The sequence below is a fragment of the Lentzea rhizosphaerae genome, assembly GCF_042649515.1.
GTDB lineage: Bacteria > Actinomycetota > Actinomycetes > Mycobacteriales > Pseudonocardiaceae > Lentzea > Lentzea aerocolonigenes.
The window spans coordinates 93,892-120,278 of the sequence record NZ_JBHRZI010000031.1 but is presented as its reverse complement, the minus strand read 5'-3'; the positions used below and the strand labels follow the sequence as shown (position 1 = coordinate 120,278).

Genomic DNA, 26,387 nt, shown 5'->3' with positions numbered 1-26,387 from the left:
ACCGGCGGCGGACGAGAGCCCAGGCGGCGGGCAGTACGCCGGCCGCCAGGGCGATCTTCAGCGCGTCACCGATCAGGAACGGCAGCACGCCGACGCTCAACGCCTTCGCGAAGCCCATGCCGGTCATCGCCATCAGCCACGGCACGCCGACCGCGTAGATGGCCAGGTTGCCCAACGCCATGGTGCCCACCACGCGAAGAGGCGTGCGGTCGCCGCCGCGGCCCGCGAGGAAGCCGACCAGGGCGCCCGCGAACACGAAGCCCACCACGTAGCCGAGCGAGACCGGGACGCCGGACGAGCCGCCCTGGAACCACGGCACGCCCGCGACTCCCGCGATCAGGTACAGCAGCATCGACGTGGCGCCGCGCTGCCAGCCCAGGGAAGCGCCGACGAGCAACGCCGCGAACGTCTGGCCCGTCAGCGGAACCGGGCTGCCGGGGATCGGCACGGCCACCTGCGCGGCCAGGCCGGTGAGGGCCGCGCCGGCGACGACCAGGGTCAGGTCGCGGACCAGTGCGCCGGGCACGAAGTCGGCGAGCACGGTGCGACGAGGCGCTAGTGCGAGTGTCACGGTTCCTCCCAGGCGGAAATCGAGAGGACCTGAGGTTAACCAGGGAAACTCGAGAACGTCTTTGTTCGATCTCTACAAAGTGACCGGTTACACATCGAGCGCGACCTTGCCCACGGCCCGCTCCTCGTTGCGCCGGGTCTTGGTCCAGCCGTTGTTGCCGCGCACCAAGCGGATCAGCGCGCGCCACGACGTGATGTAGAAGGTGTAGATGTACAACGCGTAACCGAGTCCGTACCCGATGGACTTCCAGAAGCCGACGGGCACGCAACGCGCGCGGTACACCGGTCCCCACAGGACGAACGGCAACAGACCGAACGCGCCGTACACGGTGAAGAGGATCCACGCACCGTCGAAGAACCACGTCACGACTTCGGATGGCGACACCACGAACCGGTAAGCCATGAGCGCCATGGGGATCGGGTAGATCACCGTGCCGAGCAACTGCATCCACGGTTGCGCGAGGTAGTACATCATCTCGGCGGCGCCAAGAGTCGTCAGGTGCTCGGAGTCCCAGATGCGCCTCAGGTACCGCATGCACTGCATGGTTCCCTGGCCCCAACGGGTTCGTTGCGCCAAGAAGCGCCGCAACGAGTACAAGGCCTCCTGGTTCACGTGCGTGTCCAACGAGAAACCGGTGTGCCAGCCCGCTGTCAGCAGGTGCACGCCGAGCTCGAAGTCCTCCAGCAGCGAACCGCGCCACGGGCTGCCCGTCGGCCCGGCGATCGAGTCCAAAGCGGACAGACGCGTGAACTGCCCGTTGCCGCCCATGGAGATCGTGCCGGTCGCGCCGCGCGACAGCTGGATCGCGGCGATGGCCGTGCGGAACTCCAGGTCCTGCATCCGCACCAGGGCGGCGCCGAAAGTCCGCCGCCACAACGAGACACCGGGTTGACGCTGACCCGCGTTGATCATCCGCACGTCGACCTGCACGGCGCCGATGCGCGGGTTGCCGAAGAGATGAGACGCCGCACAGACTTCGAGACAGTTCGCAGCAGGCCGGCCGTCGGCGTCCACCACCACGATGATCGCACGGTCCGTGTCCGCACGTCGGCCCATCCACAGCTTCAACGTGCGGTAGGCGTCGTTCAGTGCGTTGCCCTTGCCGGTACGGGCATAGGGCCGTTGGCGCTGCACGAGGTGGATGTGCGTGTCTCGAACACCGCCGTTGCGCTTCAACGTCCGTACGACGCCCGCAGTGCCGTCGTCGGAGTCGTCGTCGATGACCCACACGTGCGCGATGGGGAACGTCTCGCGCAGATAACGGATCGTGGCGCCGATGACGGCTTCCTCGTCGCGGCACGGCACGAAGAAGTGCCACTCCAACGACTCCGGTACGCCGACGGGCGCGGGTTTGCGCCGCAGGTACGGCACCACGATCACGAACACGTACGTCACGAAGGCGACGCTCATCGTCAGAGCGAGCGCCTGCGTGAACCCGAGAACGAGGTCGAGGCTCACTTCCGCGTGGCCAGCCAGACGAACGCGACCAACGCCGCCGCGCCACCGAACACGCTCACCATCGACCCGAGCAGCGTGTGACCCCAGTAGTAACCGGTGTCGACGCCCAGCCACCGCACCAGCCCGACGAGCGTGAGCACGCGGAACTGGTTCACGATCACGACCGCCGACCCCGCGAACGCCAGCGCGACCAGCACGCGCGACTGGATGCGCGGGCGCAGCGCGATCATCACCGCGCCCACCACGATCAGCGGCAACACGAGGAACGCCGAGGTGCACTCCGGCGTCATGCGCAGACCCAGTGGGGTGTCGGAGCCCAGTCCGAAGTAGACGGTCTGGCGCTCGGGAACCACGGCCACGCCGTAGGAGCTGATGACGCTCAGGACCGCTCCGGACAGCGAGATCTCCGCCGTGCGGTACAGGCGGTGCGCGAACACGAGTCCGGCGGCGAGAGCGAGCAGGACGACCACCGTCACCCGGCTCGGGAATGCGGTGCGGCGCACGGCAAGCGTCACCCGAGGATCCTTTCCACCGATGAGGGAGCGCCCAGACGGGCTACCTGACGTTCCATCGGTCGACGCAACGTCAGCCCTCATCCCCGGATCGAGTGACGCCGTGACCGGAAATTGATCAGAAGTTCCACGATGAGTGGCGCCGATTGGGCGAGTCGAGTGGTCGTGTCGCCCGATACGGGGAGTAACCCTCAGTTCCCTCGAAAGAAAGCCGATGCCGGTAATTGCCCCCGGAAAGCGTGAAACCACCTTGGTATCGGCGCGCCCTGGGGCCGGAGGAACCAAGGGAAGGAGTTTCATGCGTGTCCGAATGACGGGACTGGCTGGAGTCATCGCGATTGCCGCACTCCTGGTCGGTGCCGCACCTGCTTCGGCCGCTCCGGGGGACGCCTCGGCCTACGGTGCGAGGCTCAACGTGACGCTGCTCGGCAACCCCGCTGTCAACGCGGAACCGTTCGCCGCCGCCAACGCGAACGGGCCGACGCAGAACACGTTCGCCGGCGTCGATCTCACCGGAATCCTGAAGACCGGTGTCATCAACGCCTCCGCGTCGCGGGACGACAAGTCCGGCGGCGTGCACTCGCGGGCGAGCACCGCGGACGTCCGGATCGACCTGCTCTCCAAGGTCACCGGGAAGATCTCCGCCGAACTGGTGGAGGCGGAGTGCACGGCGACCCAGAAGGGTCTGACCGGCAAGTCCAAGCTCGCGGGCGTCAACCTCGGCAAGCTCGGCCAGGTGAACGCCGACCCGGCGCCCAACACGGTTCTCGACGTGGAACTGGCGGGCATCAAGATCGCCGAGGTCATCTTCAACGAGCAGTACAAGAACGAAGACGGCAGCCTGACGGTCAACGCGATCCACATCAAGCTGCTGCAGGGCGTGCTCGGCTCCATCGGCACCGGTGACGTGATCATCTCGTCCGCCACGTGCGGCCCCGCCGGCCTGCCCATCCCGATGGCGTCGGGTGCGGGCCTGTGGATCGGCCTCGGCCTGCTCGGTGTCGTCGCCGCTCCGGTCGCCTTCGTGGCGCTGCGCCGCCGCGCGTCGTTGCCCGCGGCTTAAGAGGAGCGGCAGATGTACAAGGTCCCCGGTACCGGCATCGGTGTCGGCACGGGTGTCGGCGCCCTCGCGGTCACCGGCGCGAACGTGACGTGGTGGATCGTCGCGGGAGTCGTTCTCCTGCTCGCTGGTGCGTTCCTGATGCACAGCACGCGCCGCAAGCGCGCCACCGCCACCGCGAAGGCCAGGCCGAACCGAGCCGGCTGACACGGTCCGCCTGGGGTTGCCCCCGCCCCCAGGCGGACCACCCGGTCTCCCCGAGAAGAGGACAACGGTGAGCAAAGAAGTTCTGCTGGTGGCCGGCACGCGGCCCGAAGCCGTGAAGATCGCCCCGGTCGCCATCGCGCTGAGGGGCCATCCCGGTCTTCGCCCGACGATCGTCCACGGCGGACAGCACTCGGGCCTGGTCGAGCAGGCGCTGGACGCGTTCGACCTGGTCCCCGACGTGCGGCTGGACGTCCCCCGCCACACCGGCACGCAGTCCGAGCTGGTCTCCCGCCTGCTGCCCGAGTTCGACGCCGTGCTGGCCGACCGCGACCCCGCGGTCACCCTCGTGCAGGGCGACACCACCACGGCACTGGCCGCGGCGCTCGCCTCGTTCTGGCGCGGAATCCCCGTGGCGCACCTCGAAGCCGGTCTGCGGACCGGCGACCTGTACGGCCCGTTCCCCGAGGAGGGGAACCGGCAGATGATCTCCCGCATCACCTCGCTGCACCTCGCGCCGACCGACGACGCCGCCAACGCGCTGAACACGGAATCCTTGCCGGACAGCCACATCGTCGTCACCGGCAACACCGTCGTGGACGCCGTGCAGCGCGTCGCGTCCGCCGACCTGCCCGCGTCCAGCGCCGACGTCGTCGCCCTGGAGCGCACCCTGGACGCCACCGGTGGCAGGCTCGTGCTCGTCACCGTGCACCGCCGCGAGTCGTGGGGCCGCCCGCTCATGCGCGTGCTCAACGCAGTGCGCGCCATCGCCGACCGCCACCCCGACGTGCACGTGCTGATCCCTGCGCACCCGAACCCCGGTGTGCGCGAACAGGTCGTGTCCCTGCTGGGCGGCCACGAACGCGTGGTCATCACCGACCCGCTCGGCTACCCGGACCTGGTGCGCGTGCTGCGGCGCGCCGCCCTGGTCCTGACGGACTCCGGCGGCATCCAGGAGGAGGCGCCCACGTTCGGCGTGCCGGTGCTGGTGCTGCGGGAGACGACCGAACGCATGCTCGCCGTCGACGCCGGGTGCGCCTGGCTCGTCGGCACCGACACCACCCGCATCCTCGCCGAGGCGGGGTGGGTGCTCGGCTCCCGGTTGCGGCTCCCGTTGGGGCGCAACCCGTTCGGCGACGGGCGTGCCGCGGTGCGGGTGTGCTCCGCCCTGGAGAGGTTGGCGGGCCTGCCGACCGCGTTACCGCGCCGGGAGCCGTTCGCCACGCTGGCAGGTGTTCGCTGACGACAGTTCGCCTGTCACTCGGTCGTGTAGTCGCTATTTCACGAACGGGTGACATGGGGTGCCGAACTGTCATCCGAACCACCCAGCACAACCATTATCGGGCGGTGGTAATTCGAGCCATAGGGGAAACAGTGCGAAAGAGTGTGGTCGCGGGGGCGGTGGTCGCGTTGACGTTGGCGACGGCGGCACCCGCGCACGCCGGCAACCCACCCGGCACGGCGTCTTCCGGTTCGGCCGACTTCGCCAAGGCGGACCAGACGTACAAGGTGGAACCGCTCGCCGTGTGCAACGTCAACCCGGACCAGGCGGGCACCGTCACCGGAGCCAGCCCCGCCGTGACCAGGAACGGGCTCAAGATCGGCGAGACGTCGTCCACGTGCACGACCGAGGTCGTGAACCCGGACGAGCTCCTCACCAAGACGAAGTCGGTGGCCACCGGAAAGGCGTTCGAGCTGTCCGCGCTCGTCGCTGCCAAGGGGCCGCGACTCAAGATCGCCGAGTGGACGATCACCTGCAGCGCCGACGAGAAGGGCACGCAGGCGGGCTGGGAGCTCAAGGGCATGTCCGGCTGGACCGGGCTGCCGCAGCAGATCCCGTCCGGCTACGTGCACGACGTCAAGGCGAGCAACGGAACCGTGCTCGCCAAGGCGAAGTTCACCGACACCGTGTTCCCGGTGCCGAACGACGGCAGCATCAGCATGACTCTGCTGAAGATCACGTTCGAGCCGCCGTCCGGCTACACGGGCAGCGTCACCGTCGGATCGGTGGCCTGCTCACCCACGCCCTAGGTGACTTGATGAACGGCGCATTCGTCCACCTCACGTGGACAAATGCGCCGTTCATCGCTCAGGAGACGGTTACGCCTGCGGCTTGTAGTTCGTCGACGGCGGCGTCGCGGGTCGTCGGGGCGACCGCCGCCGTCAGCCCGACGAGCACCGTCGTGCGGAAGCCGTTCCGTTGCGCGTCCAGGGCCGTCGCGCGCACGCAGTGGTCCGTCGCGATGCCGACGACGTCCACATCGGTCACGCCCTTGTCCGTCAGCCACCCCGCGAGGTCGTTCTCCGCCTCGAAACCCGAGTACGCGGCGGCGAACCTGCCCTTCGAGAACACCTGCTCGACGGCGGACACGTCGAGCTCCGGGTGGAACGACGCACCGGGCGTGCCGGCCACGCAGTGCACCGGCCACGTGTCGATGAAGTCCGGCGTCTCGGAGAAGTGCGGGCCGGGATCCACGTGGTAGTCGCGCGTCGCGACGACGTGGTCGTACGACGAGGAAGCGATGTGCTGCGAGATGGCCGCGGCCACGGCCGCACCACCGGCCACGGCCAGAGAGCCGCCTTCGCAGAAGTCGTTCTGCACGTCGACGACGATCAACGCCTTGGTCATCGGGTCTCCTCCAGGTAGACCGTCGGGATCGCGGGCTCGCCGCGCGAGAGCTTGAGGCCTTCCCACGGCACGCTCACCAGGGCCGCGCGCAGACGTTCGCGGCTCTGCTCCAGCGTGGGTACCCCGTCGGTGATCTGTCCAGCGCGCATCAGCGGGATCTGGACGAGCTTGTCGTAGCGGCCGAGCTCCGGCTCGGACGAGGCCTGGAACACGACCTCCTCCAGCGCCGTGCCGGTGTCCTTGTGGCGCCGCAACGCCTTCTTCCAGCCGCCGCGCGACTGCTTGGACGAGCTGCGCTTCTCGACGTGCCTGCCGTCGACCTCGACCAGCTTGTAGACCATGCCCGCGGTCGGCGCGCCGGAACCGGTCACGACGGACGTGCCGACGCCGTACGCGTCCACGGGTTCGGCGCGCAGTGCGGCGATCGCGTACTCGTCGAGGTCGCTGGACACGACGATCCGGGTGTTGCGGGCGCCCAGCGAGTCGAGCTGGTCGCGTGCCTGCCTGGCCATGACGCCGAGGTCGCCGGAGTCGATCCGGATCGCACCGAGGTCCGGCCCCGCCACCGCGACGGCGGTCTTGATGCCCTCGGTGATGTCGTAGGTGTCGACCAGCAACGTCGTGCCGACGCCCAGTGCCTCGACCTGGCTGCGGAACGCTTCTTCTTCGGAGTCGTGCAGCAACGTGAACGCGTGCGCGCACGTGCCGGCCGTCGGAATGCCGTGGCGGCGCCCTGCTTCGAGGTTCGACGTCGCGGTGAAGCCAGCCAGGTACGCCGCGCGGGCGCACGCCACGGCGGCTTCCTCGTGCGTGCGGCGCGAGCCCATCTCGATCATGCGGCGGCCGTTCGCGGCGGTGACCATGCGGGCGGCGGCGGACGCGATCGCGCTGTCGTGGTTGAGGATCGAGAGCGCGAGCGTCTCCAGCACCACGCCCTCGGCGAAGGAGGACCTGACCGTCAGCACGGGTGAGCCGGGGAAGTAGAGCTCGCCCTCGGGGTAGCCGTCGATCTCACCGGAGAACCGGTAGTTCGCGAGCCATTCCAAAGTCGAATCGTCGACCACCGCGTTGCGGCGCAGCTGGTCGATCTCCTCCTCGCCGAAGCGGAAGTCCCCGATCGCATCGAGCAGCCTGTTCACCCCCGCGACGACGCCGTAGCGACGACCGTCGGGCAGCCTGCGGGCGAAGACCTCGAACACGCACGGACGGTCACCGGTCCCGTCACGCAGCGCGGCCGCGAGCATGGTCAGCTCGTAGTGGTCGGTCAGCAACGCCGTCGAGTTCATGGTCGCCAACCCTAAGGTCGCCTCCGGTTTAGCCGCATGCGGTCTCCGCCACTGCGGCGAACATGACACCATTGGCGGTATGACCACGCCCGTCGAACAGGAACGGACGCAGCCGGAGGCCGTCGGCGCGGAGATCGCCGCCGAGGACCGACCGTGGCAGACCGTGGTCTGGAACGACCCGGTCAACCTCATGTCTTACGTGACGTACGTGTTCCAGAAGTTGTTCGGCTTCAGCAGGGACAAGGCGACCAAGCTGATGCTCGACGTGCACCACAAGGGCAAGGCGATCGTGACCTCGGGCACCAAGGACAAGGTGGAGGCCGACGTGGCGAAGCTCCACGCGGCAGGCCTCTGGGCGACCATGCAGCGGGCCTCGTGAAGCGGTGGATCCGCGACGGCGACGTCGTCATCGGGCGGCTGGACCGGCAGGAGGCCGCGGTCGTGCGCGGTCTGGTCAGCCAGATCCAGGACATGCTGCTGGCCCGCGCCGAAGAAGCGCCGCAGGACGAGCTCGCGGAGCTCACCGGCATCAGAACGGGCTCGTCGGAGGCACCCGACGACCCGATCCTCGGCCGGCTGCTGCCCGACTTCCACCGCCTGGACGACGACGCGCCGGACCCCGACGAGGTCAACTCGGCGGCGGCGTTGCGGTCGCTGCACGAGCCGGAGCTGCTGGACCACAAGACGGGCGCGGCCGAGGTCGTGCTCCAGACGTGCTCGCCCGACGGCGGCGAGATCCGGCTGTCGATCGGTGAGGCGGAGGCCTGGCTCGCGTCGCTGAACGACGTGCGCCTGGCGCTGGGAACCGCGCTCGACGTCACCGAGGACATGCCGGAGGAGCTGCCCCCGGAAGACCCGAGATCGCCGCACCTCGGCGTCTACCACTGGCTGACCTGGGTGCAGGACACCCTGGTCGAGGCGATGATGCCGTGATTCCCGGCGTTCTCGTCGGCCACCACCACCGCGTCGAACCGGGCTGGGCCACCGGCACCACCGTGGTGCTCGTGCCCGAGGGCGCGGTCGGTGCCGTCGACGGGCGCGGTGGCGCGCCGGGCACCCGTGAGACCGACCTGCTGGACCCGGCGAACCTGGTCCAGCAGGTGCACGCGATCTGCCTGTCCGGCGGCTCGGCGTACGGGCTCGCGGCGGCGGACGGCGTCATGCGGTGGCTCTCGGAACGGTCGATCGGCTTCCAGGTGGGCTCTCAGCCGCACCACGTCGTGCCGATCGTGCCGGGTGCGGTGATCTTCGACCTGCCGATGTCGGAGTGGGGCAACCGGCCGGACGCGTCGTTCGGCTACGAGGCCTGCTCGAACGCCTCCGCGGAGTTCGCTCTCGGCTGCGTCGGCGCGGGTGCCGGTGCGCGCGTCGGGTCGTTGAAGGGCGGCGTCGGCACGGCGGCCACGAAGGTCGGCGAGCACCACGTCGGCGCGCTGGCGGTGGTGAACGCGGCCGGTGAAGTCGTCGACAGGGCAACGGGCCTGCCGTGGCTGCCGTCGCTCGGCACCACGCCGGTCGTGCTGCCCGAGCACAAGCCGCAGGGCCTCAACACGACGATCGGCGTCGTCGCGGTGGACGCGGATCTGTCCAAAGCGGAGTGTCAGCGGCTCGCGATGGCGGCGCAGGACGGCCTGGCCCGAGCCGTGCGACCGGCGCATTCGATGTTCGACGGCGACACGGTGTTCGCGCTGGCCACGGGTGCCGTGCCGCTCGCGGAGCCGCGCCCGTTCGCCCTCGACGCCCTGTGCGCGGCGGCTGCGGAGATGTTCGCGGACGCCGTGGTGTCCGGTGCGCGGGAGGCGACGACGCTCGGTGAGGTCAAGGCGTTCCGCGACCTCTGAGGTGGGTAACCCACCTGGCATGACCGATGTGATCGACCAGGCCGCCGGGGTCGTGTCCGAGCTCGTGCCGCCGCCCGTCCGCCGTCATCCGCTGCACGGCCGCAACACAGCGCTGCTCCGCGTGGCCATCGGCGCCACCACGGCCGCCACGGCGGTCGAGCTCGCCGAGTGGGCCACGCTCTCCGAGCAGGAACGGCGTGGCGGTGTGTTCCGGCTCGGGGCGCTCGCGGCGGCGACCTGGTGCCTCGTCAAGGCGCTGCGGTGCCGATGACGCAGGTCAGACCCCCTGTGTAGTGCAATATCTCGCATACCGAGACAACTCCCGCCAGCCCGTAGGATTGAACGCGTGCTGGTGATTCGCCGTGACCTGGTGGACGCGATGGTGGCCCACGCGCGCCGCGACCATCCCGACGAGGCGTGCGGGGTGATCGCAGGGCCGTACGGGTCTGATCGGCCTGAGCGCTTCATCGAGATGGAGAACGCGGAGCGGTCGCCGACGTTCTACCGGTTCGACGCCGCCGAACAGCTGCGGGTGTGGCGCGAGATGGACGCGAACGACGAGGTGCCGGTGGTCATCTACCACTCGCACACCGCGACCGAGGCGTACCCGTCCCGCACCGACATCTCGTTCGCCGGCGAGCCGGAGGCGCACTACGTCCTGGTCTCCACGCGTGACCCGATCGAGCACGAGGTGCGGTCGTACCGCATCGTCGACGGTGTCGTGACCGAGGAACCGGTCAAGATCATCGAGTCCTGAGCCACATTCCCCGGAGGTAGAACCATCATGGCCGTCACCGTGTCGATCCCGACCATCCTGCGCACCCACACCGGGGGCGAGAAGTCGGTGTCCGCTGCCGGTACGACGCTCGCCGAGGTCATCGACGACCTGGAGAACAACCACGGTGGCCTCAAGGCCCGCCTGGTCAAGGAGGGTGCGCTGCACCGCTTCGTCAACGTCTACGTCAACGACGAGGACGTGCGCTTCGCCGGTGGCCTCGAGGCCGCGGTGAAGGACGGGGACAACGTCACCATCCTCCCGGCCGTCGCGGGCGGCTGATCCACAAATGGCCCGCTACGACTCGCTCCTGGACGCGCTCGGCGGGACGCCGTTGGTGGGCCTGCCGCGCCTGTCGCCGTCCGAGAACGTGCGCATCTGGGCGAAGCTCGAGGACCGCAACCCGACCGGCTCGATCAAGGACCGGCCCGCGCTGGCCATGATCGAGGCGGCGGAGCGGGACGGCGTGCTGCGTCCCGGTGCGACGATCCTGGAGCCGACGTCCGGCAACACCGGCATCTCGCTCGCCATGGCCGCGAAGCTCAAGGGCTACGGCCTGGTGTGCGTGATGCCGGAGAACACCTCGACCGAACGCCGTCAGCTGCTGCAGGCCTACGGCGCGCGCATCGTGTTCTCGCCCGCCGCGGGCGGGTCGAACCAGGCCGTCGCCACGGCCAAGGAGCTCGCCAAGCAGAACCCGGACTGGATCATGCTCTACCAGTACGGAAACCCGGCGAACGCGGACGCGCACTTCCGCGGCACGGGTCCGGAGATCCTCAAGGACCTGCCGGAGATCACGCACTTCGTGGCCGGTCTGGGCACGACGGGCACGCTGGTCGGCGTCGGGCGGTTCCTGCGCGAGGCCAAGCCGGACGTGCAGATCATCGCCGCCGAACCGCGGTACGGCGAGCTGGTCTACGGCCTGCGCAACCTCGACGAGGGCTTCGTGCCGGAGCTGTACGACGAGTCGGTGCTGACCGGGCGGTACTCGGTCGGCTCCTACGACGCGTTGCGCCGCACGCGGCAGCTGCTGGAGACCGAGGGCATCTTCGCCGGCATCTCGACGGGCGCGATCCTGCACGCGGCGCTGGCCGTGGCGCAGAAGGCCGAGGTGGCGGGCAAGGCCGCGGACATCGTCTTCGTGGTGGCGGACGCGGGGTGGAAGTACCTGTCCACCGGCGCCTACGCCGGAACGCTGGACGAGGCGGCCGCCAGACTCGACGGCCACCTCTGGGCGTGATCGGTCAGGCGCCCTTCCAGGCGTGGTCGTCCTTCATCGCATCCCCCCAGAGATGCTAGTGCGGGCCGGTGTACTGCTCTTTTGTAGTTCACCGGCCGGTCGGCGCACATCCGTATAAACCACATGGTGATGCACGTGTGATGCACGTCTGATGAGCGCGACTGGTTGCCTTAGCCGTTGAACGCGACGCCCGGAACGCCCTGGCCGATGCCCGGCAGCACCAGCACCGACCCGTTCAGCTGGCGGTCCATCAACGCCTGGTCCGGCAACCCGACGCGGGCGGACGTGACGTAGAGGTCGGTGAAGTCGGCTCCGCCGAAGCAGCAGGCGGTGGGGTTGTCCACCGGCACCGCGATCTCGCGGTCCAGCTCGCCCTGCGGTGTGTAGCGCCGCACCGCGTGCCCACCCCACAGCGCGACCCACACGCACCCGTCGGCATCCACGGTGAGGCCGTCCGGCCAGCCCTCGGTGTGGCCGACGTGGGTGAGCGGGCGGCGGTTCGAGACGGTGCCGGCGGCGTTGTCGAAGTCGAAGACGTCGATCCGCCGGGTCGGGGTGTCGACGTAGTACATGAGCTTCCCGTCGGGGCTCCAGCCGACGCCGTTGCTCGTGTTCACCTTGTCGACCATGACCTTCGCGGTGCCCTCGCCGGTGATCCTGGCGAGCCAGCCCTCGTCGGCGGCCTGGTCGTAGCGCATCGTGCCGGCCCACAGCCGCCCCGACGGATCGACGCCCGCGTCGTTGCCGCGCACACCCTCGCGGGCCCAGTAGACGAGCCAGCTCTTGGTGCCGTCGCGGTCGATCAGCGCGATGCCGTCGCGCAGGTTGCAGACGATGCCGCCCTGCGCGCGCGGTTTCGCGGCGCCGACGTGCTGGGGGAGCACGAGCACGGCGTCGTCGTCCCGCGCGGGGGCGTAGCGGTGCACCTCCGAGGCCAGGATGTCCACCCACAGCAACGTGGAGCTGCCGTGGTCCCACGTCGGGCCCTCACCGAGCTGGGCGGACGCGCGCACCGCTACTTCGATCGACACCCGATCACTGTATTGGCACGTACGCTGGTGATGTGGACCGCACCGCCTTGGCGAAACGAGTCATCCCGCCGCACCCCGTGCTGTCGTTCCTCGTCGTCGCCGGGTTCGTCGGCTTCCTCTACGTGGTCGAGGCGTTCGATGTCGCGACCGGCGGTTCCCTGGAAGGCGACGGCGTGCGGCCGCGCGACTTCGGCGAGTGGGACAACCTGCTGTGGATGCCGTTGATCCACGGTGACTGGAGCCACCTCACCGGCAACGCGGTTCCGTTGCTGCTGCTCGGTTTCCTCGCCACCTCGGGCGGGTTGAAGCACTTCTTCCAGGTCACCGCGGTCATCTGGCTGACGAGTGCGTTGGGCGTGTGGGTGTTCGGCAGCCCCGGCAGCCACATCGGTGCGTCCGGACTGGTGTTCGGGTTCCTGGCGTTCCTGCTCGTGCGCGGGCTCTTCGCGCGGTCGTGGCTGCAGATGGTGATCGCGGTCGGTGTGTTCGCCGTGTACGGCGCCGCGCTCTGGGGTGTGCTGCCCGGTCAGCCGGGTGTGTCGTGGGAAGGCCACCTGTTCGGCGCAATCGGTGGCGTGCTGGCGGCGTGGGGTGTGTCTCGTGACAACCGGCGCAGCACAACACCAGCTACATTCTCGGCGTGACGATCGGGATCATGGACTCGGGCGTCGGTGGCCTGACGGTCGCCCGAGCGATCATGGACCAGCTGCCCGGCGAGTCGATCCACTACATCGGCGACACGGCGAACGGTCCCTACGGGCCGCTTCCGATCGCGCAGGCGCGCAAGCACGCGCTGGAGATCTGCGACCGGCTGGTCGACGAGGGCGCGAAGATGCTCGTGATCGCGTGCAACACCGCGTCCGCCGCGTGCTTCCGCGACGCCCGTGAGCGCTACGACGTGCCGGTGGTCGAGGTGATCCTGCCTGCCGTGCGGCGAGCGGTGATGACGACCCGCAACAACAGGGTCGGCGTGATCGCCACCGTCGGCACGATCAACTCCCACGCCTACCAGGACGCGTTCCAGGCCGCGCGCGACGTGACCGTGACGGCGGCGGCGTGTCCCCGGTTCGTCGACTTCGTCGAGCGCGGCGTCACGTCCGGCCGGCAGGTGCTCGGGCTGGCGCAGGCCTACCTGGAACCGTTGCAGCGCGCCCAGGTCGACACGGTGGTCCTGGGCTGCACGCACTACCCGTTGCTGACCGGCGTGATCCAGATCGTCATGGGCGAAGCCGTGACGCTGGTGTCGAGTGCGGAGGAAACGGTGAAGGACGTCGTGCGGCTGCTCACCGAGCGCGACGAGTTCGCCTCCGAGCCACCCGTCCACCGGGTGACGTGCACTGGTCCGCCCGAGCGGTTCGCGAAACTCGCGGCCCGGTTCCTCCCTACCTTCGAACAATGGGGATGACGTGCTGCTGACCGTGCTCGGCTGCTCCGGCAGCATTCCTGGACCGGGCGCGGCCGCGTCGGGCTACCTGCTGGAAGCCGAGGGCTTCACGCTGGCGCTCGAGTTCGGCAACGGTGTGCTGTCGCGGTTCCAGGAGGAGCGCCCGCTGTTCTCGATGGACGCCCTGGTGCTGTCGCACCTGCACCCCGACCACTGCGTCGACGTGTCCTCGCTGTACGTGGCGCGGAAGTACCACCCGTCGCCGCCAGCGGGGGCGTTGCCGGTCTACGCGCCCGCGGAAGCGCCCTCGCGGTTCGTCGCCGCCTACGCGCCGAACGCGGCCGAGCGGGCGTCGTTGGACTTCAGCGACGTCTTCTCGTTCCACCGCCTGGGTTCGCCGGTCCGGATCGGACCGTTCACTGTGGACTCCGCCGTGGTGGCACATCCTTGCGAGGCTTACGGGTTCCGGATCTCCTACGGTGACGTGACCCTGGCCTACACCGGGGACAGCGGGCCGTGCGCCGCGCTGGACTCGCTGGCGGCGGGCGTCGACGTGCTGCTGAGCGAGGCGAGCTGGACGCACGCCCCGGACCGCCAGCCGGACCTGCACCTGTCCGGGCGCGAGGCGGGTGAGCTCGCGGCGAGGGCGGGGGCAGGACGGTTGCTGATCACGCACGTGCCGCCGTGGACGTCGCGCGAGGACGTGCTGGAGGAGGCCCGATCGGTGTTCGACGGGCCGTGTGAGCTGGTCGTGCAGGGCGGCCGGTACGAGGTGGGGGAGCAGCCATGATCGAGATCGAGCGGGTGGGCGACCACGAGTTCGTCGCCTCCAACGAACGCGGCGCCACGGTGCGGATCGGCCGCAAGGGCCAGGAGGGCTCGTTCAGCCCCGTCGAACTGCTGGTGGCGGCAGCGGCGGGCTGTGCGGTGGTGACGTCGGAGACCCTGATCCTGCGCCGCACCGGCGGCGAGGAGCTGTCGGCCGTCGCGGACGCGGTGCAGTCCGAGAGCGGCAACGAGGTGATCTCCATCCCGGTGACGCTCTCGTACGACCTGTCCTCCGTGGACGACCCGGAGGCGCTCGAAACCGTCGTCCGTCGCGCCGTGGAGCAGTTCTGCACGGTCACGCGGACGTTGAAGCAGTCGGCGACGGCGCCCCTTCAGCTGCCGATGCCGCTCCAGACCGCCGAGGACCCGCTGTGACCGGTGCGGACCGTCTGCACGGTGGTGCCGATCGCGAGCAGCACGACCAGCACGCTCACCACGACTGAGATCACCCGCCACGTCTTCGTGGTGGGCGCCTCGGCCGCGCGTTCACGGTCGGCGAGCCTGCCGGCGACGAGCAACGCGATCACCGCGACGCCGAAGCCGAGCGCGAGGGGCAGCAACGTGTCGCCGAGCGCGGCGTGGGCCTGGATGGCCGGGTTGGGGCCGACCCTCTGCTCGAGGGAGGCCTGGAGGTCCTCGCCCGCCTGTTCGGCCACCGGGACCGCGGCGACACCGGCGAGGGTGACGCCGAGGACGGGCCACGCGTACCTGCGCCGCCAGCTCGGTACCAGCGCGATCGCGACCGAGCTCAGCGCCGCGAGTGGCAACAGCACGACCACGGCGTGCACGAACAACGGGTGAAGCGGAATACCGTCGATCGTCAGCATGTCTCTCCCTACGCCATCGCGCTCCGCAGGGTTCATTAGGGTAGGCCGCGTGGTGCGAAGCGACGGTAGGAACGACGACGTGTTGCGTGACATCCGGATCACGCGTGGATATCAGACCTGGCCCGCGGGCTCGGTCCTGGTCGAGTTCGGGAACACCCGCGTGCTGTGCGCCGCGAGTGTGACCGAAGGCGTCCCTCGCTGGCGTTCGGGCTCCGGCCTCGGCTGGGTGACCGCCGAGTACGCGATGCTGCCGTCCGCGACGCACAGTCGCAGCGACCGCGAGTCCGTGAAGGGCCGCATCGGTGGCCGCACGCACGAGATCTCGCGCCTGATCGGCCGTTCGCTGCGTGCCTGCATCGACCTGGCGGCGCTCGGCGAGAACACCATCGTCATCGACTGCGACGTCATCCAGGCCGACGGCGGCACCCGCACCGCGGCCATCACCGGCGCGTACGTGGCGCTGGCCGACGCGGTGACGTACCTGGGCGCGGCCGGTCGCCTGGCCGACCCGTCGCCGCTGTCCTGCGCGGTGTCCGCGGTGTCGGTCGGCGTCGTGGACGGCCGCGTGCGCCTCGACCTGCCCTACGAGGAGGACTCACGGGCCGAGGTCGACATGAACGTCGTCGCCACCGACGCGGGCACGTTGATCGAGGTCCAGGGCACCGGCGAGGGCGCGACGTTCGCCCGGTCCACTTTGGACCGCATGCTGGACGTGGCACTGCTGGGCTGCGCCGAGCTGAACCGCATCCAGGCCGCCGCGCTGGCCGAGCCGTACCCCGGCGTGCTGCCCGAGCCCAAGGCGAGCAGGCGATGAAGCTGCTCCTGGCCTCGCGCAACGCGAAGAAGCTGCGCGAGCTGCAGCGCATCGTGGCCTCGGAGGGCCTCACGGGCATCGAGGTGCTGTCGTTGTCGGACGTGCCTTCGTTTCCCGAGGCGCCGGAGACCGCGCCGGACTTCGAGGGCAACGCGCTGGCCAAGGCCCGTGACGCCGCCGCGGCCACGGGCCTGGTGTCCGTCGCGGACGACTCGGGGCTCGCGGTGGACGAGCTGAACGGCATGCCCGGCGTGCTGTCCGCCCGGTGGTCCGGTCGTCACGGCGACGACGAGGCCAACCTGGACCTCGTTTTGGGGCAGCTCGGCGACGTGCCGGACGAGCGTCGTGGTGCGGCGTTCGTGTCGGTTGTGGCGATGGTTGTGCCCGGTGGCGAGGAGGTCGTCGTTCGCGGGGAGTGGCGCGGGACGTTGCTGCGGGAGCGGCGCGGGACCAACGGGTTCGGGTACGACCCGATCTTCGTGCCTGAGGGGTACGAGATCACCTCTGCGGAGATGACGGCGGAGGAGAAGGACGCGGAGTCGCACCGGGGGCGGGCGCTCAAGCTGCTGGTCCCGCACCTGCGCAAGCTGGTCTAACCGACCCAGGCTACTTTCACATCGGGGCCGAGTTCATCGACCCCGATGTGCGTGTTGTGCCGGTGCAGCCGGAGGCGTAGGGCTCGCTCTTTGAGCGGCCGAACATCGATCGGGGCGCCCCTGAGGCTTCCCAAAGACACGTAATCCAGTTGCGGCAGGGCGGGAAGAGCGCCGAGGTTCGGCCAGTTGGTGCAGACGAGGGTACGCAGACCCTTTACTTCTGCGAGCGGGCTCAGATCGCAGTCGGACGCGACCGCACTGAAATGAAGGTTCCGCAGCGCTCTTCCGCGCAGGAATTCCAGGCTGCTCCACGGTTCGCGCTGGAGCAGGCTGAGCGAGGAACGGACGAGCGGCAGTTGGCCGAGGTTCGTGAACCGCTGGGCCGAATACAGGCGGATCACGTGTGGCGTGGTCCGGCCGAGCGGGCTGAGATCGATCTCGCCCGACGTCCCCGCCTCGAGTCTCCTGAGGCCGGTGACGTGTTCGACGAAGCCGAGGTTCCGCTGCAACTCGTGGAACGGTAGCTCGATGTCGGCACCGAGCAGCTGACGCAGGCAGTGCAGATGAGGAATCAGCCGGGCGGACCGCACTCGCGCGTAGCCGCCGTCGAGTGGGGCCTCCGCCAGAACCTCCTCCGCGTAACGCCGGGGGTCGAAGTGCTGCCACGCTTCCAGTAGTTCCTCCTGCACACCGGCCCGGCCGTCGTGGGCGTAGCCGGCCAGGCGGGCCATCGCCTCGGGTGATCCGACCATGGCCGCGCTGCGTACCGTCGCAGTTGCGGCTGCCTCGGACAGTTCGTTCAGGTCGGTCGGGAGGTAGCGCAGCACGCGATGACCGATGGTTGCCAGGGACAACGTTTCCTTGATGCTGCGCGGCGGAACCAAGGTGTCCCTGATCATCGAGTCGACCCGGTCGTGCACCTCCGGGTCGACGTCCTTAACGGTCTCCAAGCACGCGGCGGCGAGCAGCCGCAACCGTCGTCTCCGGCGTGGTTCGCGATCAGCGCGGTCGAGCACCTTGGTCAGCAGGTCGCTCACATCAGCCCGTCGCCCATGCCCGCACGCGAGCACGATCGTCTCCGCCCACGAGTCGAGATGCGCGTGGGACACCAACGTGTCGATCTGGTCGTCCTCCATCGCCTCCTCCCCGGCGAGGTACTCCTGGAACGTCCGATGAACGAAGTCCACCCGCCCCATCACGGGTTCCCGAATTACGCCGCTGCGTTCCAGCAGGTGCGTGACGATGACGTCCGGCTGCTCGTCGACGTTGGGCATCGCTCGGACCTTGCGCGCCACGTGGTCGCGGACCTTGTCCGTCGAGAGCTGGCTGCGGCCGCCAAGAGTCAGTCGCCAGGCCAAGTCCCGCAACAGGACAGTCTTGTCGGACGTGGTGAGGATCCGGGCGATGCCCCGTTCGGCGTCGCGCAGGTCCAGCAACATGGTCAGCGCCGCCGCGTACAGCTCCATCCGGTTGTGCGGCAGTTCGGAGACGCGTTCGAGGTTCAGCGCGCACAACATCGCGCACAGCAACGGCGAGGAAGCCAAGGCGCGCAGGTGTTCCCGGCTGTCGAGCTGGCTGACGAGCCGTCGTTGCGCCTCGTCGGGTGCCTTGGCGGCTTCGTGCCAGCGTTGGACGAACGCCTTCACGTCGGCGGAACTCATCTGTTCGAGCAACACCGAAGAGAACGCCTGCTCGTCCAGCCACTTCTCGTCGGCGGCAGCAGGACGGGCCGTCACGACGAACTGCGAGTCGGGGAAGGCGTTCACGAGTTCGCGCAGCCACTCGCGGACGTTGCGGCGCTTCTGCGGCGGCACCTCGTCGACGCCGTCGACGAGCACCAGACCTCGGCCTTCGCGCAGCACGCGGTGGGCCCAGCCCAGCGGCATGAGGCCGGCGAGTGGCCCGGTCAGGAACTCCTCGGGCTGCGGCAGCGGGGAGTCGGCGTAGGAGCGCAGCCTGATGGGGAACGGGACCAGGCCGTTCCACCGGCACAGGTCGTCGACGAACCCACCGCGCGCGGCGGTGACCGCCAGCCAGTCGAGCAGCGTCGTCTTGCCCGAGCCCGCTTCACCGCGCACGAAGGTGCGGGCGCTCAGCGCGGACTCGACGCGGACGCCGGACCGCGCCTGGTCGGTCTCGCCGAACCACTCGCGCTGCTGCCGTTGCTGGCCCGACACCGTGAGACTCAGGTACGCGACGCTCAGCGCCAGCCTGGGCTTGTCCTTCATGGACAACCCGAGCAGCTCCAGGCGGTCGAGGTTCGCCGCGATGTAGCGCAGGTACTCGTCACGGAACTCGTCGTCGTTGTCCGTCCCGGCAGGCGCGTACAACGACGTCCGGGGCAGGCGGGCCAGCACGTCCTCCAGCAACGCTGCCTGGGCGGTGGCGCGGGACAGCACCTCGGCCAGGGCGCGCGGCTGGAACGACGGCAGGTGCCTGATGATCTGCACGAGGTAGCGGCACGACTGGTCGAGCGCGATCTCGTAGCACCGGCCCAGGTCCTGACGCGGCACCGAGCGGCGGATGCGCTGGGCCAGGACCTCCGGGTCGGTGTCGTCGGCGAGCAGGGCCTCGTCGGACAGATCGACGGACGACAGCGCTGCCTCGACCGCGGCCACGGAGGCTGTGACGTCGTCGGCGGCGAAGCGTTCGAGGACGGGCTCCAGCTGCTCGGTCACCTGGTGGCCGATGTGCTGGACCAGGGTGTCGAGCTTGGCTCGTTGGGTGGGCCGGTCGAGCTCCGCCGCGGCGAGGTCGGTCAGCGACAGCGTTCGCGCGTCCTGCTCGGCGTGGCGGGCGAGCCACTCCGTTGCGGCGCGCATCGCCACCGACTGGCCGAGCTTGGAGACAGCGACGATTTCCAATCCCACCCAAACGAGGTTAGACGGCGGCCGCCTGCGCGTGGGACGCAACGGACACAACGCACACGCCTGCCGCGATCAGCGCCATGCCGCCCAGCATCGCGAGGTTGAGCGGGTCGGAGAACAGCACGCGGCTGGTGATCGCCACCAGCGCTATGCCCGCGCCCGCCCAGATCGCGTAGGTGATGGCGACGGGCACGCCCATCCGGATCACCAGCGACTCCAGGTACAGCGCGGTGAGGAAGCCGGCGCCGAGTCCGGCCACGGGCAGGGGTTTCGTGAAGCCGTCGGAGTACTTCAAACAAAGGGTCGCGAAAACCTCCGCGCCGACGGCGGCGGCGAGCAACATCCACTTCAACATTGAATTTTCCCAGCACGAAATGCACGCAGCGCTAGGCGTGCGTGTTCGGAACAACGATGGACTGTGGGCTCAAACGCCCAGGTCAACCGCCACGCGTGGGGAAGTGGACACGCAGAACGAAATCAGACGGGATGTCGGGACCGCGAGGTGCCGTCAAGCGACACACGGTGTATCACCCTCACCGGAACAGGGGCGGCATTTGTTGCACACCCTCACCCCGACCATACCGGAAGAACGGGTCGCCGTCGCCACGAAAGCGACGGCGACCTCGCATTCACGCGGGGAGTTCGCGCAGCAGCTTGGCGACGTGGCCGGTGGCGCGGACGTTGTACATGGCCTTGACGATCTTGCCGTCGGGGCCGACGAGGAACGTCGAGCGGATCACGCCCTGGACGGTGCGGCCGTAGTTCTGCTTCTCGCCGAACGCGCCCCACTCGACGAGGACCTTCTTGTCCGGGTCGCCGAGCAGCGGGAAGGTCAGGCCCTCGGCGTCGCGGAACTTGGCGAGCTTCTCCTGCTTGTCCGGCGAGATGCCGACGACCGCGTAACCCAGGTCGTTCAGCTGGGCGAGGCTGTCGCGGAAGTCGCACGCCTGCTTGGTGCAGCCCGGCGTGCTGGCCGCCGGGTAGAAGTACACGACCACGGACTTGCCGAGGTAGTCGGACAGGGACACCGGCTTGCCCTCGCTGTCGGGCAGCGTGAACGCGGGCGCGGTGTCTCCGGGCTCGAGACGACTGGTCATGCCCGAAAGCCTATGCCTGGCCCTCGAACACCGTCGCCGCGTCCTGGCCCTGCCCACCCGGCTGGATGGTCAGCTGGATGTGCACCGGCAGCTCGGACACCGCGAACGCCAGCTGGATCTGGGTGTCGCGGCCCGGCGGCAGCTCCGCCACGGCCGCGGCGAGGCCGTTGAGGCCCTGCACCGAGTCCACGAGCTCGGCGGCGGGGTTGCCGTCCGCCGTGGCGCGCACGGAGAGCTGGGAGGGGCGGTAGGAGGTCTTGGAGCCGTTGTAGACGGTGATCGTGAAGACCGCGGTGCGCTTGGCCGGGGGGATCGCCGTCGCGGACGGCGCGAGGGAGCGGGGAGCGGACACCACGACGGACAGGCCCGAGGCCCACACGCGCTGCGTGCCGAACGCGGCGGCACCGGACGCGCTCGGCGTCTCAGCCCGCTGTTCCACTGTCAGGTTCTCGTCGGGGGTGACGGCGACACCGGGGCCCGCACATCCCGCCACGGCCAGCAACAGGCACAGGCCCGCGGCCGATTTGGCGAACTTCACGAACTCCCCTTTCCCACCCCGGCGGTGGGTGTGAACGACTCCCGTCAACTGTGACGGTGCCGAAGAGGGTGGGGCGAACGAAAGTGGCCTCTGAAGCGGACCTGGTGCCGGGCCGTGGCCGACTCGTGATGGGCGACGTGGGCGGCGCCACAGAGTGCGCCTGCCCCACGCCGTCCTGCGGCCGAGACCGCTTGGTGATGCTAGGGAGCGCGTCGGGGGGCGTGCGCGCTCACACCGATCATCGCCCACTGTGTGTCTGGCGCTACAAGGGGAGCCGTTTATCACCCGTTCAGAGCAGTGGCAGTCGTACGAAACGTGAAGCTCACGCCTGACCGACTCACGTATGTGCGGCTGAACGGCCCAGTGAAGGCGTCCGTTCGGCCACATCGCTGAGCAGTTCGAACGAACGGAGACGGTCCTCGTGCCCGTGCACGATGGTCGTCACCATGAGCTCGTCGGCGGCCGTCGACTCCATCAACTCGTCGAGTCCTGCGCGGACCGTTGAGGGGGACCCGATGATCTGGGTGGCCATGCGATCTTCGATCACCAGCTCGTCGATCTCGGTGTACGGGTAGTCCGCGGCCTCCTGCGGCGTGGACAGCGGGGCGGGGCGGCCCTGGCGCAGCCGCACGAACGAGAGCGCTCCCGGCCCTGCGATCCACCGGGCGTGCTCGTCGGTGTCGGCGACGATCACCGAGGCGCACACCATGGCGTACGGCTCTGACAAAACCTCGGACGGGCGGAAGTGCTTCCGGTACAGCTCCAGCGCCGGCAGCGTGTTCTGCGCGCTGAAGTGGTGGGCGAACGCGAACGGCAGACCCAGCAGACCCGCGGCCTGCGCGCTGTAACCGGACGAGCCGAGCAGCCAGATCGGCGGCTTGTTGCCGGCGGCGGGCACGGCGTTGAGCTCCGCTGTGCCCTCGAAGTACTTGATCAGCTCGGTGAGCTCCTGCGGGAAGTTCTCCGCGGACAGACCGGCTTCGGTGCGCCGCAACGCCCTGGCGGTCTTCTGGTCGGTGCCGGGCGCGCGGCCGATGCCGAGGTCGATCCGGCCGGGGTGCAGGGCTTCGAGCATGCCGAACTGCTCGGCGACCACGAGCGGCGCGTGGTTGGGCAGCATCACGCCGCCCGAACCGACGCGGATCGTGGACGTGGCGTCCGCGATGTGCCCGATCAGCACGGCGGGCGCGGACGACGCGATGCCCGGCATGTTGTGGTGCTCGGCGAACCAGTAGCGGTGATAGCCGAGTCGTTCGGCCTGCTGAGCGAGTTCCCGGGAGTTCCGCAGCGCGGTCGTCGCATCCGATCCCGACGTGATCGGGGCGAGGTCGAGAACGGACAGCGGGATCTCACTCAGACGGCTCATGCATCGATCAACACCGATACTTCGTGACTTCTTCCGTGACGCGGGTAACTAGTCTCGCTGAGAAGGCCGCGGGGCCGAGTGCTGTTGACCGTGGTGTGACGGACGTGGTGGTGATCGGCGCGGGACAGGCGGGCCTGTCCGCCTCCTACTTCCTGCGCAAGCGCGACGTGGAGCACGTGGTGCTGGACGCGAACGACGCTCCGGGCGGCGCGTGGCTGCACCGGTGGCCGAGCCTGCGGATGCGCACGGTGCACGGCATCCACGAGCTGCCCGGCATGCCGTTCGAGCAGCCGTTGCCCGACGAGCGCGCCAACGAGGCGATCCCGTCGTACTTCGCCCGCTACGAACAGCTCTTCGACCTGCCGGTGGTGCGCCCGGTGACCGTCACGCAGGTCGTGAACGACGGTTCGCTGCTGAAGGTCGAGACCTCCGACGGCGTGTGGACCACGCGCGGCCTGATCAACGCGACCGGCACGTGGCGCCGCCCGTTCTGGCCGTACTACCCCGGCCAGGAGACGTTTCGGGGACGTCAGTTGCACACCGCCGACTACCAGGGCCCCGAGGAGTTCGCGGGCAAGCGCGTCGTCGTCGTGGGTGGTGGCGCGTCGGCCACGCAGCTGCTGATGGAGCTCGCCCCTGTCGCTCTCGAGACCCGGTGGGTCACGCGTCACGAACCGGTGTGGCGCGAAGGCCCGTTCACCGAGGACTACGGCCGCTGGGTCGTCGGCATGGTCGACGAACGCGTCCGCAAGGGCCTGATCCCGCGCAGCGTCGTGAGCGTGACCGGGCTGGCGCTCAACGACCAGACGCGCGCCGCGATCGCGTCCGGGGTGCTCGACCGCAAGCCGGTGTTCGACCGCATCACGCCGGACGGTGTCGCGTGGGCGTCCGGCGAGCACTTCGACGCCGACATCATCCTGTGGGCCACGGGATTCCGGCACGACCTCGACCACCTCGCGCCCCTGCACCTGCGTTCGGCGGGCGGTGGCATCAGGGTCGACGGCACGCGCGTGGTCGCCGACCCGCGCATCCACCTCGTCGGCTACGGCCCGTCCGCGAGCACGATCGGCGCCAACCGAGCGGGCCGCAGCGCCGTCCGCGAACTGGTGCGTCACCTGGAGACCCCAGCCCGGCTCGAGTGACGATCGACCGGCGCGCGGGACCGTCGTGCGATGAGCCGCAAGCGTGGACAGGAACCAATCGCCGCCGACAGCCACGACGTGATCGAGGTGCGCGGGGCGCGGGAGAACAACCTGCGCAACGTCTCGCTGGACATCCCCAAGCGCCGCCTCACCGTGTTCACAGGTGTGTCCGGGTCGGGGAAGTCGTCGCTCGTGTTCGGCACGATCGCCGCCGAGTCGCAGCGGCTCATCAACGAGACCTACACGGCGTTCCTGCAGGCCATGATGCCGAACCTGGGCCGCCCGGACGTCGACGAGCTGCGCAACCTCAGCGCCGCGATCATCGTCGACCAGGAACGCATGGGCGCGAACTCGCGCTCGACGGTCGGCACCGCCACCGACGCGCACACCATGCTGCGCATCGTGTTCAGCCGGCTCGGCAAACCGCACATCGGCACGTCCACCGCGTTCAGCTTCAACTCGACCGACGGCATGTGCCCGGAGTGCGAGGGCATCGGCAGCGCCCGCGGCCTGGACATGAACGAGATGTACGACGTCGAGAAGTCCCTCAACGAGGGCGCCATCACGATCCCGAACTTCCACCCGCGCTCGCAGTACTGGCAGACCTACAACATGTCGGAGTTCTTCGACATGGACAAGAAGCTCAAGAACTTCACGAAGAAGGAGTGGGAGCTCTTCCTCCACGCTCCGGCGCAGAAGCTCAAGCGGGACAAGTTCAACTTCAACTACGAGGGCCTGCTGGTCAAGTTCGACCGGATCTACGCGGGCAAGGAACGCGACACGGTCCAGCCGCACGTGCGGGCGTGGATGGACCGCGCCATGACGTTCACGACCTGCAACGCCTGCAACGGCACCAGGCTCAACCAGGCCGCGCTCGGCTGCAAGATCAAGGGCAAGAACATCGCCGAGCTGTCCTCGATGCAGATCAGCGACCTGGCCACGTTCCTGCGCAAGGTCAACGACTCCGAGGTGGCGCCCCTCCTGGCGAATCTGTTGAACACGTTGGACTCGCTGGTGGAGATCGGCCTGGGGTACCTGTCGCTGGACCGCGAGTCCGGCACGCTGTCCGGTGGTGAGGCGCAGCGCGTGAAGATGGTGCGGCACCTCGGCTCCGCGCTGACCGACGTGACGTACGTCTTCGACGAGCCCACCACCGGACTGCACCCGCACGACATCGAGCGGATGAACGACCTGCTGCTCCGCCTGCGGGACAAGGGGAACACCGTCCTCGTCGTGGAACACAAGCCCGAGGCCATCGCGATCGCGGACCACGTCGTCGACCTCGGCCCCGGCGCCGGCGTTCACGGCGGTGAGCTCTGCTACACCGGCGACCTCGCGGGCCTGCGCAAGTCCGGCACGTTGACGGGCACGCACCTCGACCACAAGGTGGGCCTGCGCGACCAGGTGCGTTCTTTCGGGGACAAGATCTCGGTCAAGGGCGCGAAGCTGCACAACCTCAAGAACGTCTCCGTGGACATCCCGCTCGGCGTGCTCACCGTCGTGACGGGCGTGGCGGGCTCGGGCAAGTCGTCGCTGATCCACGGCTCACTCGGTTCTGCTCCCGGCGTCGTGAAGGTCGACCAGTCACCCATCCGCGGCTCGAAGCGCTCGAACCCCGCCACCTACACGGGCATGCTCGACCACATCCGCAAGGCGTTCGCCAAGGCCAACAACGTCAAGGACTCGCTGTTCAGCGCCAACTCCGACGGCGCGTGCCCGAACTGCAAGGGCATCGGCCTGATCTACACCGACCTCGCGATGATGGCGGGCGTCGCCACCGTGTGCGAGGAGTGCGGCGGCAAGCGGTACACGCAGAAGGTGCTGGGGTACAAGCTCAACGGCAAGAACATCGCCGAGGTGCTGGAGATGCCGATCGCTGCTGCGGCCTCGTTCTTCTCCGACGGGCCGACGAAGGTGATCCTGGACCGGCTCGTGGACGTGGGGCTGGGGTATCTCGGGCTCGGGCAGCCGCTGAACACGTTGTCCGGTGGTGAGCGGCAGCGGTTGAAGCTCGCGATCAACATGACCGACAAGGGGTCGGTGTACGTGCTCGACGAACCCACGACCGGGTTGCACCTGGCTGATGTGGACCAGTTGCTGGGGTTGTTGGATCGGTTGGTGGACAACGGGAACACCGTTGTGGTGATCGAGCACCACCAGGCCGTGATGGCGCATGCCGACTGGATCATCGACATGGGGCCCGGGGCTGGGCACGACGGGGGACGGGTGGTGTTCACGGGGACGCCGCAGGATCTGATCGCGTCTGGGGAGACGGTGACGGCTCAGCACTTGCGGACGTATGTGAAGGGGTGAGCTGAGAA

Annotated in this window: 31 protein-coding genes; 19 read left to right on the top strand and 12 right to left on the bottom strand. The window is 69.1% G+C overall.

Going from position 1 to position 26,387, the window contains the following annotated elements; all coding sequences use genetic code 11:
* The 3 genes from ACFOWZ_RS36225 to xrtP form a co-directional block, all read right to left on the bottom strand.
* The coding region (locus tag ACFOWZ_RS36225; RefSeq protein ID WP_382378440.1) for a biotin transporter BioY at positions 1 to 571 on the bottom strand (571 nt) is incomplete at its 3' end.
* Between the two features lie 87 nt (positions 572 to 658).
* On the bottom strand, positions 659 to 1,981 hold the full coding sequence (locus tag ACFOWZ_RS36220; RefSeq protein WP_382378537.1) for a glycosyltransferase: 1,323 nt from the start codon (positions 1,979 to 1,981) through the stop codon (positions 659 to 661).
* A 44-nt stretch (positions 1,982 to 2,025) separates the two neighbouring features.
* Positions 2,026 to 2,544, bottom strand: a complete 519-nt coding sequence (gene xrtP, locus ACFOWZ_RS36215) for an exosortase P (protein ID WP_382378439.1) — start codon at positions 2,542 to 2,544, stop codon at positions 2,026 to 2,028.
* A gap of 295 nt (positions 2,545 to 2,839) precedes the next feature.
* On the opposite strand from xrtP, the gene ACFOWZ_RS36210 reads away from it, so the two are divergent.
* The 4 genes from ACFOWZ_RS36210 to ACFOWZ_RS36195 all read left to right on the top strand — a co-directional run bounded on the left by ACFOWZ_RS36210 (position 2,840) and on the right by ACFOWZ_RS36195 (position 5,836).
* Positions 2,840 to 3,604: a choice-of-anchor P family protein gene (locus tag ACFOWZ_RS36210; RefSeq protein ID WP_382378438.1), complete on the top strand. Its 765-nt coding sequence runs from the start codon at positions 2,840 to 2,842 to the stop codon at positions 3,602 to 3,604.
* A 12-nt stretch (positions 3,605 to 3,616) separates the two neighbouring features.
* The gene (locus ACFOWZ_RS36205) at positions 3,617 to 3,808 is read left to right on the top strand and encodes an LPXTG cell wall anchor domain-containing protein (RefSeq protein WP_382378437.1); all 192 of its coding nucleotides are present in this window, start codon (positions 3,617 to 3,619) and stop codon (positions 3,806 to 3,808) included.
* A gap of 67 nt (positions 3,809 to 3,875) precedes the next feature.
* On the top strand, positions 3,876 to 5,048 hold the full coding sequence (wecB, locus tag ACFOWZ_RS36200; RefSeq protein WP_382378436.1) for a non-hydrolyzing UDP-N-acetylglucosamine 2-epimerase: 1,173 nt from the start codon (positions 3,876 to 3,878) through the stop codon (positions 5,046 to 5,048).
* Between the two features lie 131 nt (positions 5,049 to 5,179).
* Complete coding sequence (locus tag ACFOWZ_RS36195) at positions 5,180 to 5,836, top strand: hypothetical protein (protein ID WP_382378435.1); 657 nt, start codon at positions 5,180 to 5,182, stop codon at positions 5,834 to 5,836.
* A 58-nt stretch (positions 5,837 to 5,894) separates the two neighbouring features.
* Here the strand turns inward: ACFOWZ_RS36195 and ACFOWZ_RS36190 are convergent, their stop codons facing one another.
* Complete coding sequence (locus ACFOWZ_RS36190) at positions 5,895 to 6,434, bottom strand: isochorismatase family protein (protein WP_382378434.1); 540 nt, start codon at positions 6,432 to 6,434, stop codon at positions 5,895 to 5,897.
* Positions 6,431 to 7,720: a nicotinate phosphoribosyltransferase gene (locus ACFOWZ_RS36185; protein WP_382378433.1), complete on the bottom strand. Its 1,290-nt coding sequence runs from the start codon at positions 7,718 to 7,720 to the stop codon at positions 6,431 to 6,433. Before ACFOWZ_RS36185 ends, ACFOWZ_RS36190 begins: the two co-directional genes overlap by 4 nt.
* Positions 7,721 to 7,799: 79 nt before the next feature.
* Here ACFOWZ_RS36185 and clpS point away from each other — a divergent pair, with 79 nt between their 5' ends.
* The 7 genes from clpS (at position 7,800) to ACFOWZ_RS36150 (ending at position 11,576) form a co-directional block, all read left to right on the top strand.
* A complete protein-coding gene (gene clpS, locus ACFOWZ_RS36180; protein ID WP_030469591.1) occupies positions 7,800 to 8,099 on the top strand; it encodes an ATP-dependent Clp protease adapter ClpS in 300 nt (99 codons plus the stop codon).
* Positions 8,096 to 8,653, top strand: a complete 558-nt coding sequence (locus ACFOWZ_RS36175) for a DUF2017 domain-containing protein (RefSeq protein ID WP_030469590.1) — start codon at positions 8,096 to 8,098, stop codon at positions 8,651 to 8,653. Before clpS ends, ACFOWZ_RS36175 begins: the two co-directional genes overlap by 4 nt.
* Positions 8,650 to 9,561, top strand: coding sequence for a P1 family peptidase (locus ACFOWZ_RS36170; protein WP_382378432.1), 912 nt, complete (start codon positions 8,650 to 8,652; stop codon positions 9,559 to 9,561). Before ACFOWZ_RS36175 ends, ACFOWZ_RS36170 begins: the two co-directional genes overlap by 4 nt.
* Before the next feature lie 19 nt (positions 9,562 to 9,580).
* Entirely contained in the window at positions 9,581 to 9,832 is a 252-nt protein-coding gene (locus tag ACFOWZ_RS36165) for a hypothetical protein (protein ID WP_382378431.1), read from the top strand.
* A gap of 75 nt (positions 9,833 to 9,907) precedes the next feature.
* Positions 9,908 to 10,318, top strand: a complete 411-nt coding sequence (locus ACFOWZ_RS36160; RefSeq protein ID WP_382378430.1) for a Mov34/MPN/PAD-1 family protein — start codon at positions 9,908 to 9,910, stop codon at positions 10,316 to 10,318.
* Between the two features lie 27 nt (positions 10,319 to 10,345).
* Positions 10,346 to 10,618: a MoaD/ThiS family protein gene (locus tag ACFOWZ_RS36155; RefSeq protein WP_030469586.1), complete on the top strand. Its 273-nt coding sequence runs from the start codon at positions 10,346 to 10,348 to the stop codon at positions 10,616 to 10,618.
* A 7-nt stretch (positions 10,619 to 10,625) separates the two neighbouring features.
* Positions 10,626 to 11,576: a PLP-dependent cysteine synthase family protein gene (locus ACFOWZ_RS36150; protein WP_030469585.1), complete on the top strand. Its 951-nt coding sequence runs from the start codon at positions 10,626 to 10,628 to the stop codon at positions 11,574 to 11,576.
* 170 nt (positions 11,577 to 11,746) lie between these two features.
* Here ACFOWZ_RS36150 and ACFOWZ_RS36145 read toward each other — a convergent pair whose 3' ends face one another.
* The gene (locus tag ACFOWZ_RS36145; RefSeq protein WP_382378429.1) at positions 11,747 to 12,607 is read right to left on the bottom strand and encodes an SMP-30/gluconolactonase/LRE family protein; all 861 of its coding nucleotides are present in this window, start codon (positions 12,605 to 12,607) and stop codon (positions 11,747 to 11,749) included.
* A 32-nt stretch (positions 12,608 to 12,639) separates the two neighbouring features.
* Here ACFOWZ_RS36145 and ACFOWZ_RS36140 point away from each other — a divergent pair, with 32 nt between their 5' ends.
* From ACFOWZ_RS36140 to ACFOWZ_RS36125, 4 genes are read left to right on the top strand one after another with little or no spacing between them, the layout of a single operon-like run.
* Complete coding sequence (locus tag ACFOWZ_RS36140; RefSeq protein ID WP_382378428.1) at positions 12,640 to 13,251, top strand: rhomboid family intramembrane serine protease; 612 nt, start codon at positions 12,640 to 12,642, stop codon at positions 13,249 to 13,251.
* 11 nt (positions 13,252 to 13,262) lie between these two features.
* Positions 13,263 to 14,012 carry a glutamate racemase gene (murI, locus tag ACFOWZ_RS36135; RefSeq protein WP_382378536.1) on the top strand — a complete coding sequence of 250 codons (750 nt, stop codon included), beginning with the start codon at positions 13,263 to 13,265 and terminating at the stop codon, positions 14,010 to 14,012.
* A 1-nt stretch (position 14,013) separates the two neighbouring features.
* A complete protein-coding gene (locus ACFOWZ_RS36130; protein WP_382378427.1) occupies positions 14,014 to 14,781 on the top strand; it encodes an MBL fold metallo-hydrolase in 768 nt (255 codons plus the stop codon).
* Entirely contained in the window at positions 14,778 to 15,194 is a 417-nt protein-coding gene (locus tag ACFOWZ_RS36125; protein ID WP_382378426.1) for an OsmC family protein, read from the top strand. Before ACFOWZ_RS36130 ends, ACFOWZ_RS36125 begins: the two co-directional genes overlap by 4 nt.
* Here ACFOWZ_RS36125 and ACFOWZ_RS36120 read toward each other — a convergent pair.
* The gene (locus ACFOWZ_RS36120) at positions 15,152 to 15,646 is read right to left on the bottom strand and encodes a DUF2231 domain-containing protein (RefSeq protein WP_382378425.1); all 495 of its coding nucleotides are present in this window, start codon (positions 15,644 to 15,646) and stop codon (positions 15,152 to 15,154) included. The genes ACFOWZ_RS36125 and ACFOWZ_RS36120 overlap by 43 nt on opposite strands.
* Before the next feature lie 49 nt (positions 15,647 to 15,695).
* Between ACFOWZ_RS36120 and rph the strand changes: the two genes are divergently transcribed.
* Both rph and rdgB read left to right on the top strand, forming a co-directional pair.
* Positions 15,696 to 16,460, top strand: a complete 765-nt coding sequence (gene rph / locus ACFOWZ_RS36115; RefSeq protein ID WP_382378424.1) for a ribonuclease PH — start codon at positions 15,696 to 15,698, stop codon at positions 16,458 to 16,460.
* Complete coding sequence (gene rdgB, locus ACFOWZ_RS36110; protein ID WP_382378423.1) at positions 16,457 to 17,056, top strand: RdgB/HAM1 family non-canonical purine NTP pyrophosphatase; 600 nt, start codon at positions 16,457 to 16,459, stop codon at positions 17,054 to 17,056. Before rph ends, rdgB begins: the two co-directional genes overlap by 4 nt.
* On the opposite strand, the gene ACFOWZ_RS36105 is transcribed toward rdgB, so the two are convergent.
* The 5 genes from ACFOWZ_RS36105 to ACFOWZ_RS36085 form a co-directional block, all read right to left on the bottom strand.
* Positions 17,053 to 19,926: an NACHT domain-containing protein gene (locus ACFOWZ_RS36105; RefSeq protein ID WP_382378422.1), complete on the bottom strand. Its 2,874-nt coding sequence runs from the start codon at positions 19,924 to 19,926 to the stop codon at positions 17,053 to 17,055. The two genes, rdgB and ACFOWZ_RS36105, sit on opposite strands and share 4 nt — an antisense overlap.
* Before the next feature lie 10 nt (positions 19,927 to 19,936).
* Complete coding sequence (locus ACFOWZ_RS36100) at positions 19,937 to 20,278, bottom strand: DMT family transporter (protein ID WP_030469575.1); 342 nt, start codon at positions 20,276 to 20,278, stop codon at positions 19,937 to 19,939.
* Between the two features lie 274 nt (positions 20,279 to 20,552).
* Entirely contained in the window at positions 20,553 to 21,020 is a 468-nt protein-coding gene (gene bcp, locus ACFOWZ_RS36095; protein ID WP_112228528.1) for a thioredoxin-dependent thiol peroxidase, read from the bottom strand.
* Between the two features lie 10 nt (positions 21,021 to 21,030).
* Entirely contained in the window at positions 21,031 to 21,558 is a 528-nt protein-coding gene (locus ACFOWZ_RS36090) for a hypothetical protein (protein WP_382378421.1), read from the bottom strand.
* 337 nt (positions 21,559 to 21,895) lie between these two features.
* Positions 21,896 to 22,924 carry an LLM class flavin-dependent oxidoreductase gene (locus ACFOWZ_RS36085; RefSeq protein WP_382378420.1) on the bottom strand — a complete coding sequence of 343 codons (1,029 nt, stop codon included), beginning with the start codon at positions 22,922 to 22,924 and terminating at the stop codon, positions 21,896 to 21,898.
* A 95-nt stretch (positions 22,925 to 23,019) separates the two neighbouring features.
* On the opposite strand from ACFOWZ_RS36085, the gene ACFOWZ_RS36080 reads away from it, so the two are divergent.
* Positions 23,020 to 24,066: an NAD(P)-binding domain-containing protein gene (locus tag ACFOWZ_RS36080; protein ID WP_382378419.1), complete on the top strand. Its 1,047-nt coding sequence runs from the start codon at positions 23,020 to 23,022 to the stop codon at positions 24,064 to 24,066.
* A 30-nt stretch (positions 24,067 to 24,096) separates the two neighbouring features.
* Positions 24,097 to 26,379 carry an ATP-binding cassette domain-containing protein gene (locus ACFOWZ_RS36075; RefSeq protein WP_382378418.1) on the top strand — a complete coding sequence of 761 codons (2,283 nt, stop codon included), beginning with the start codon at positions 24,097 to 24,099 and terminating at the stop codon, positions 26,377 to 26,379.
* Positions 26,380 to 26,387 lie beyond the last annotated feature (8 nt).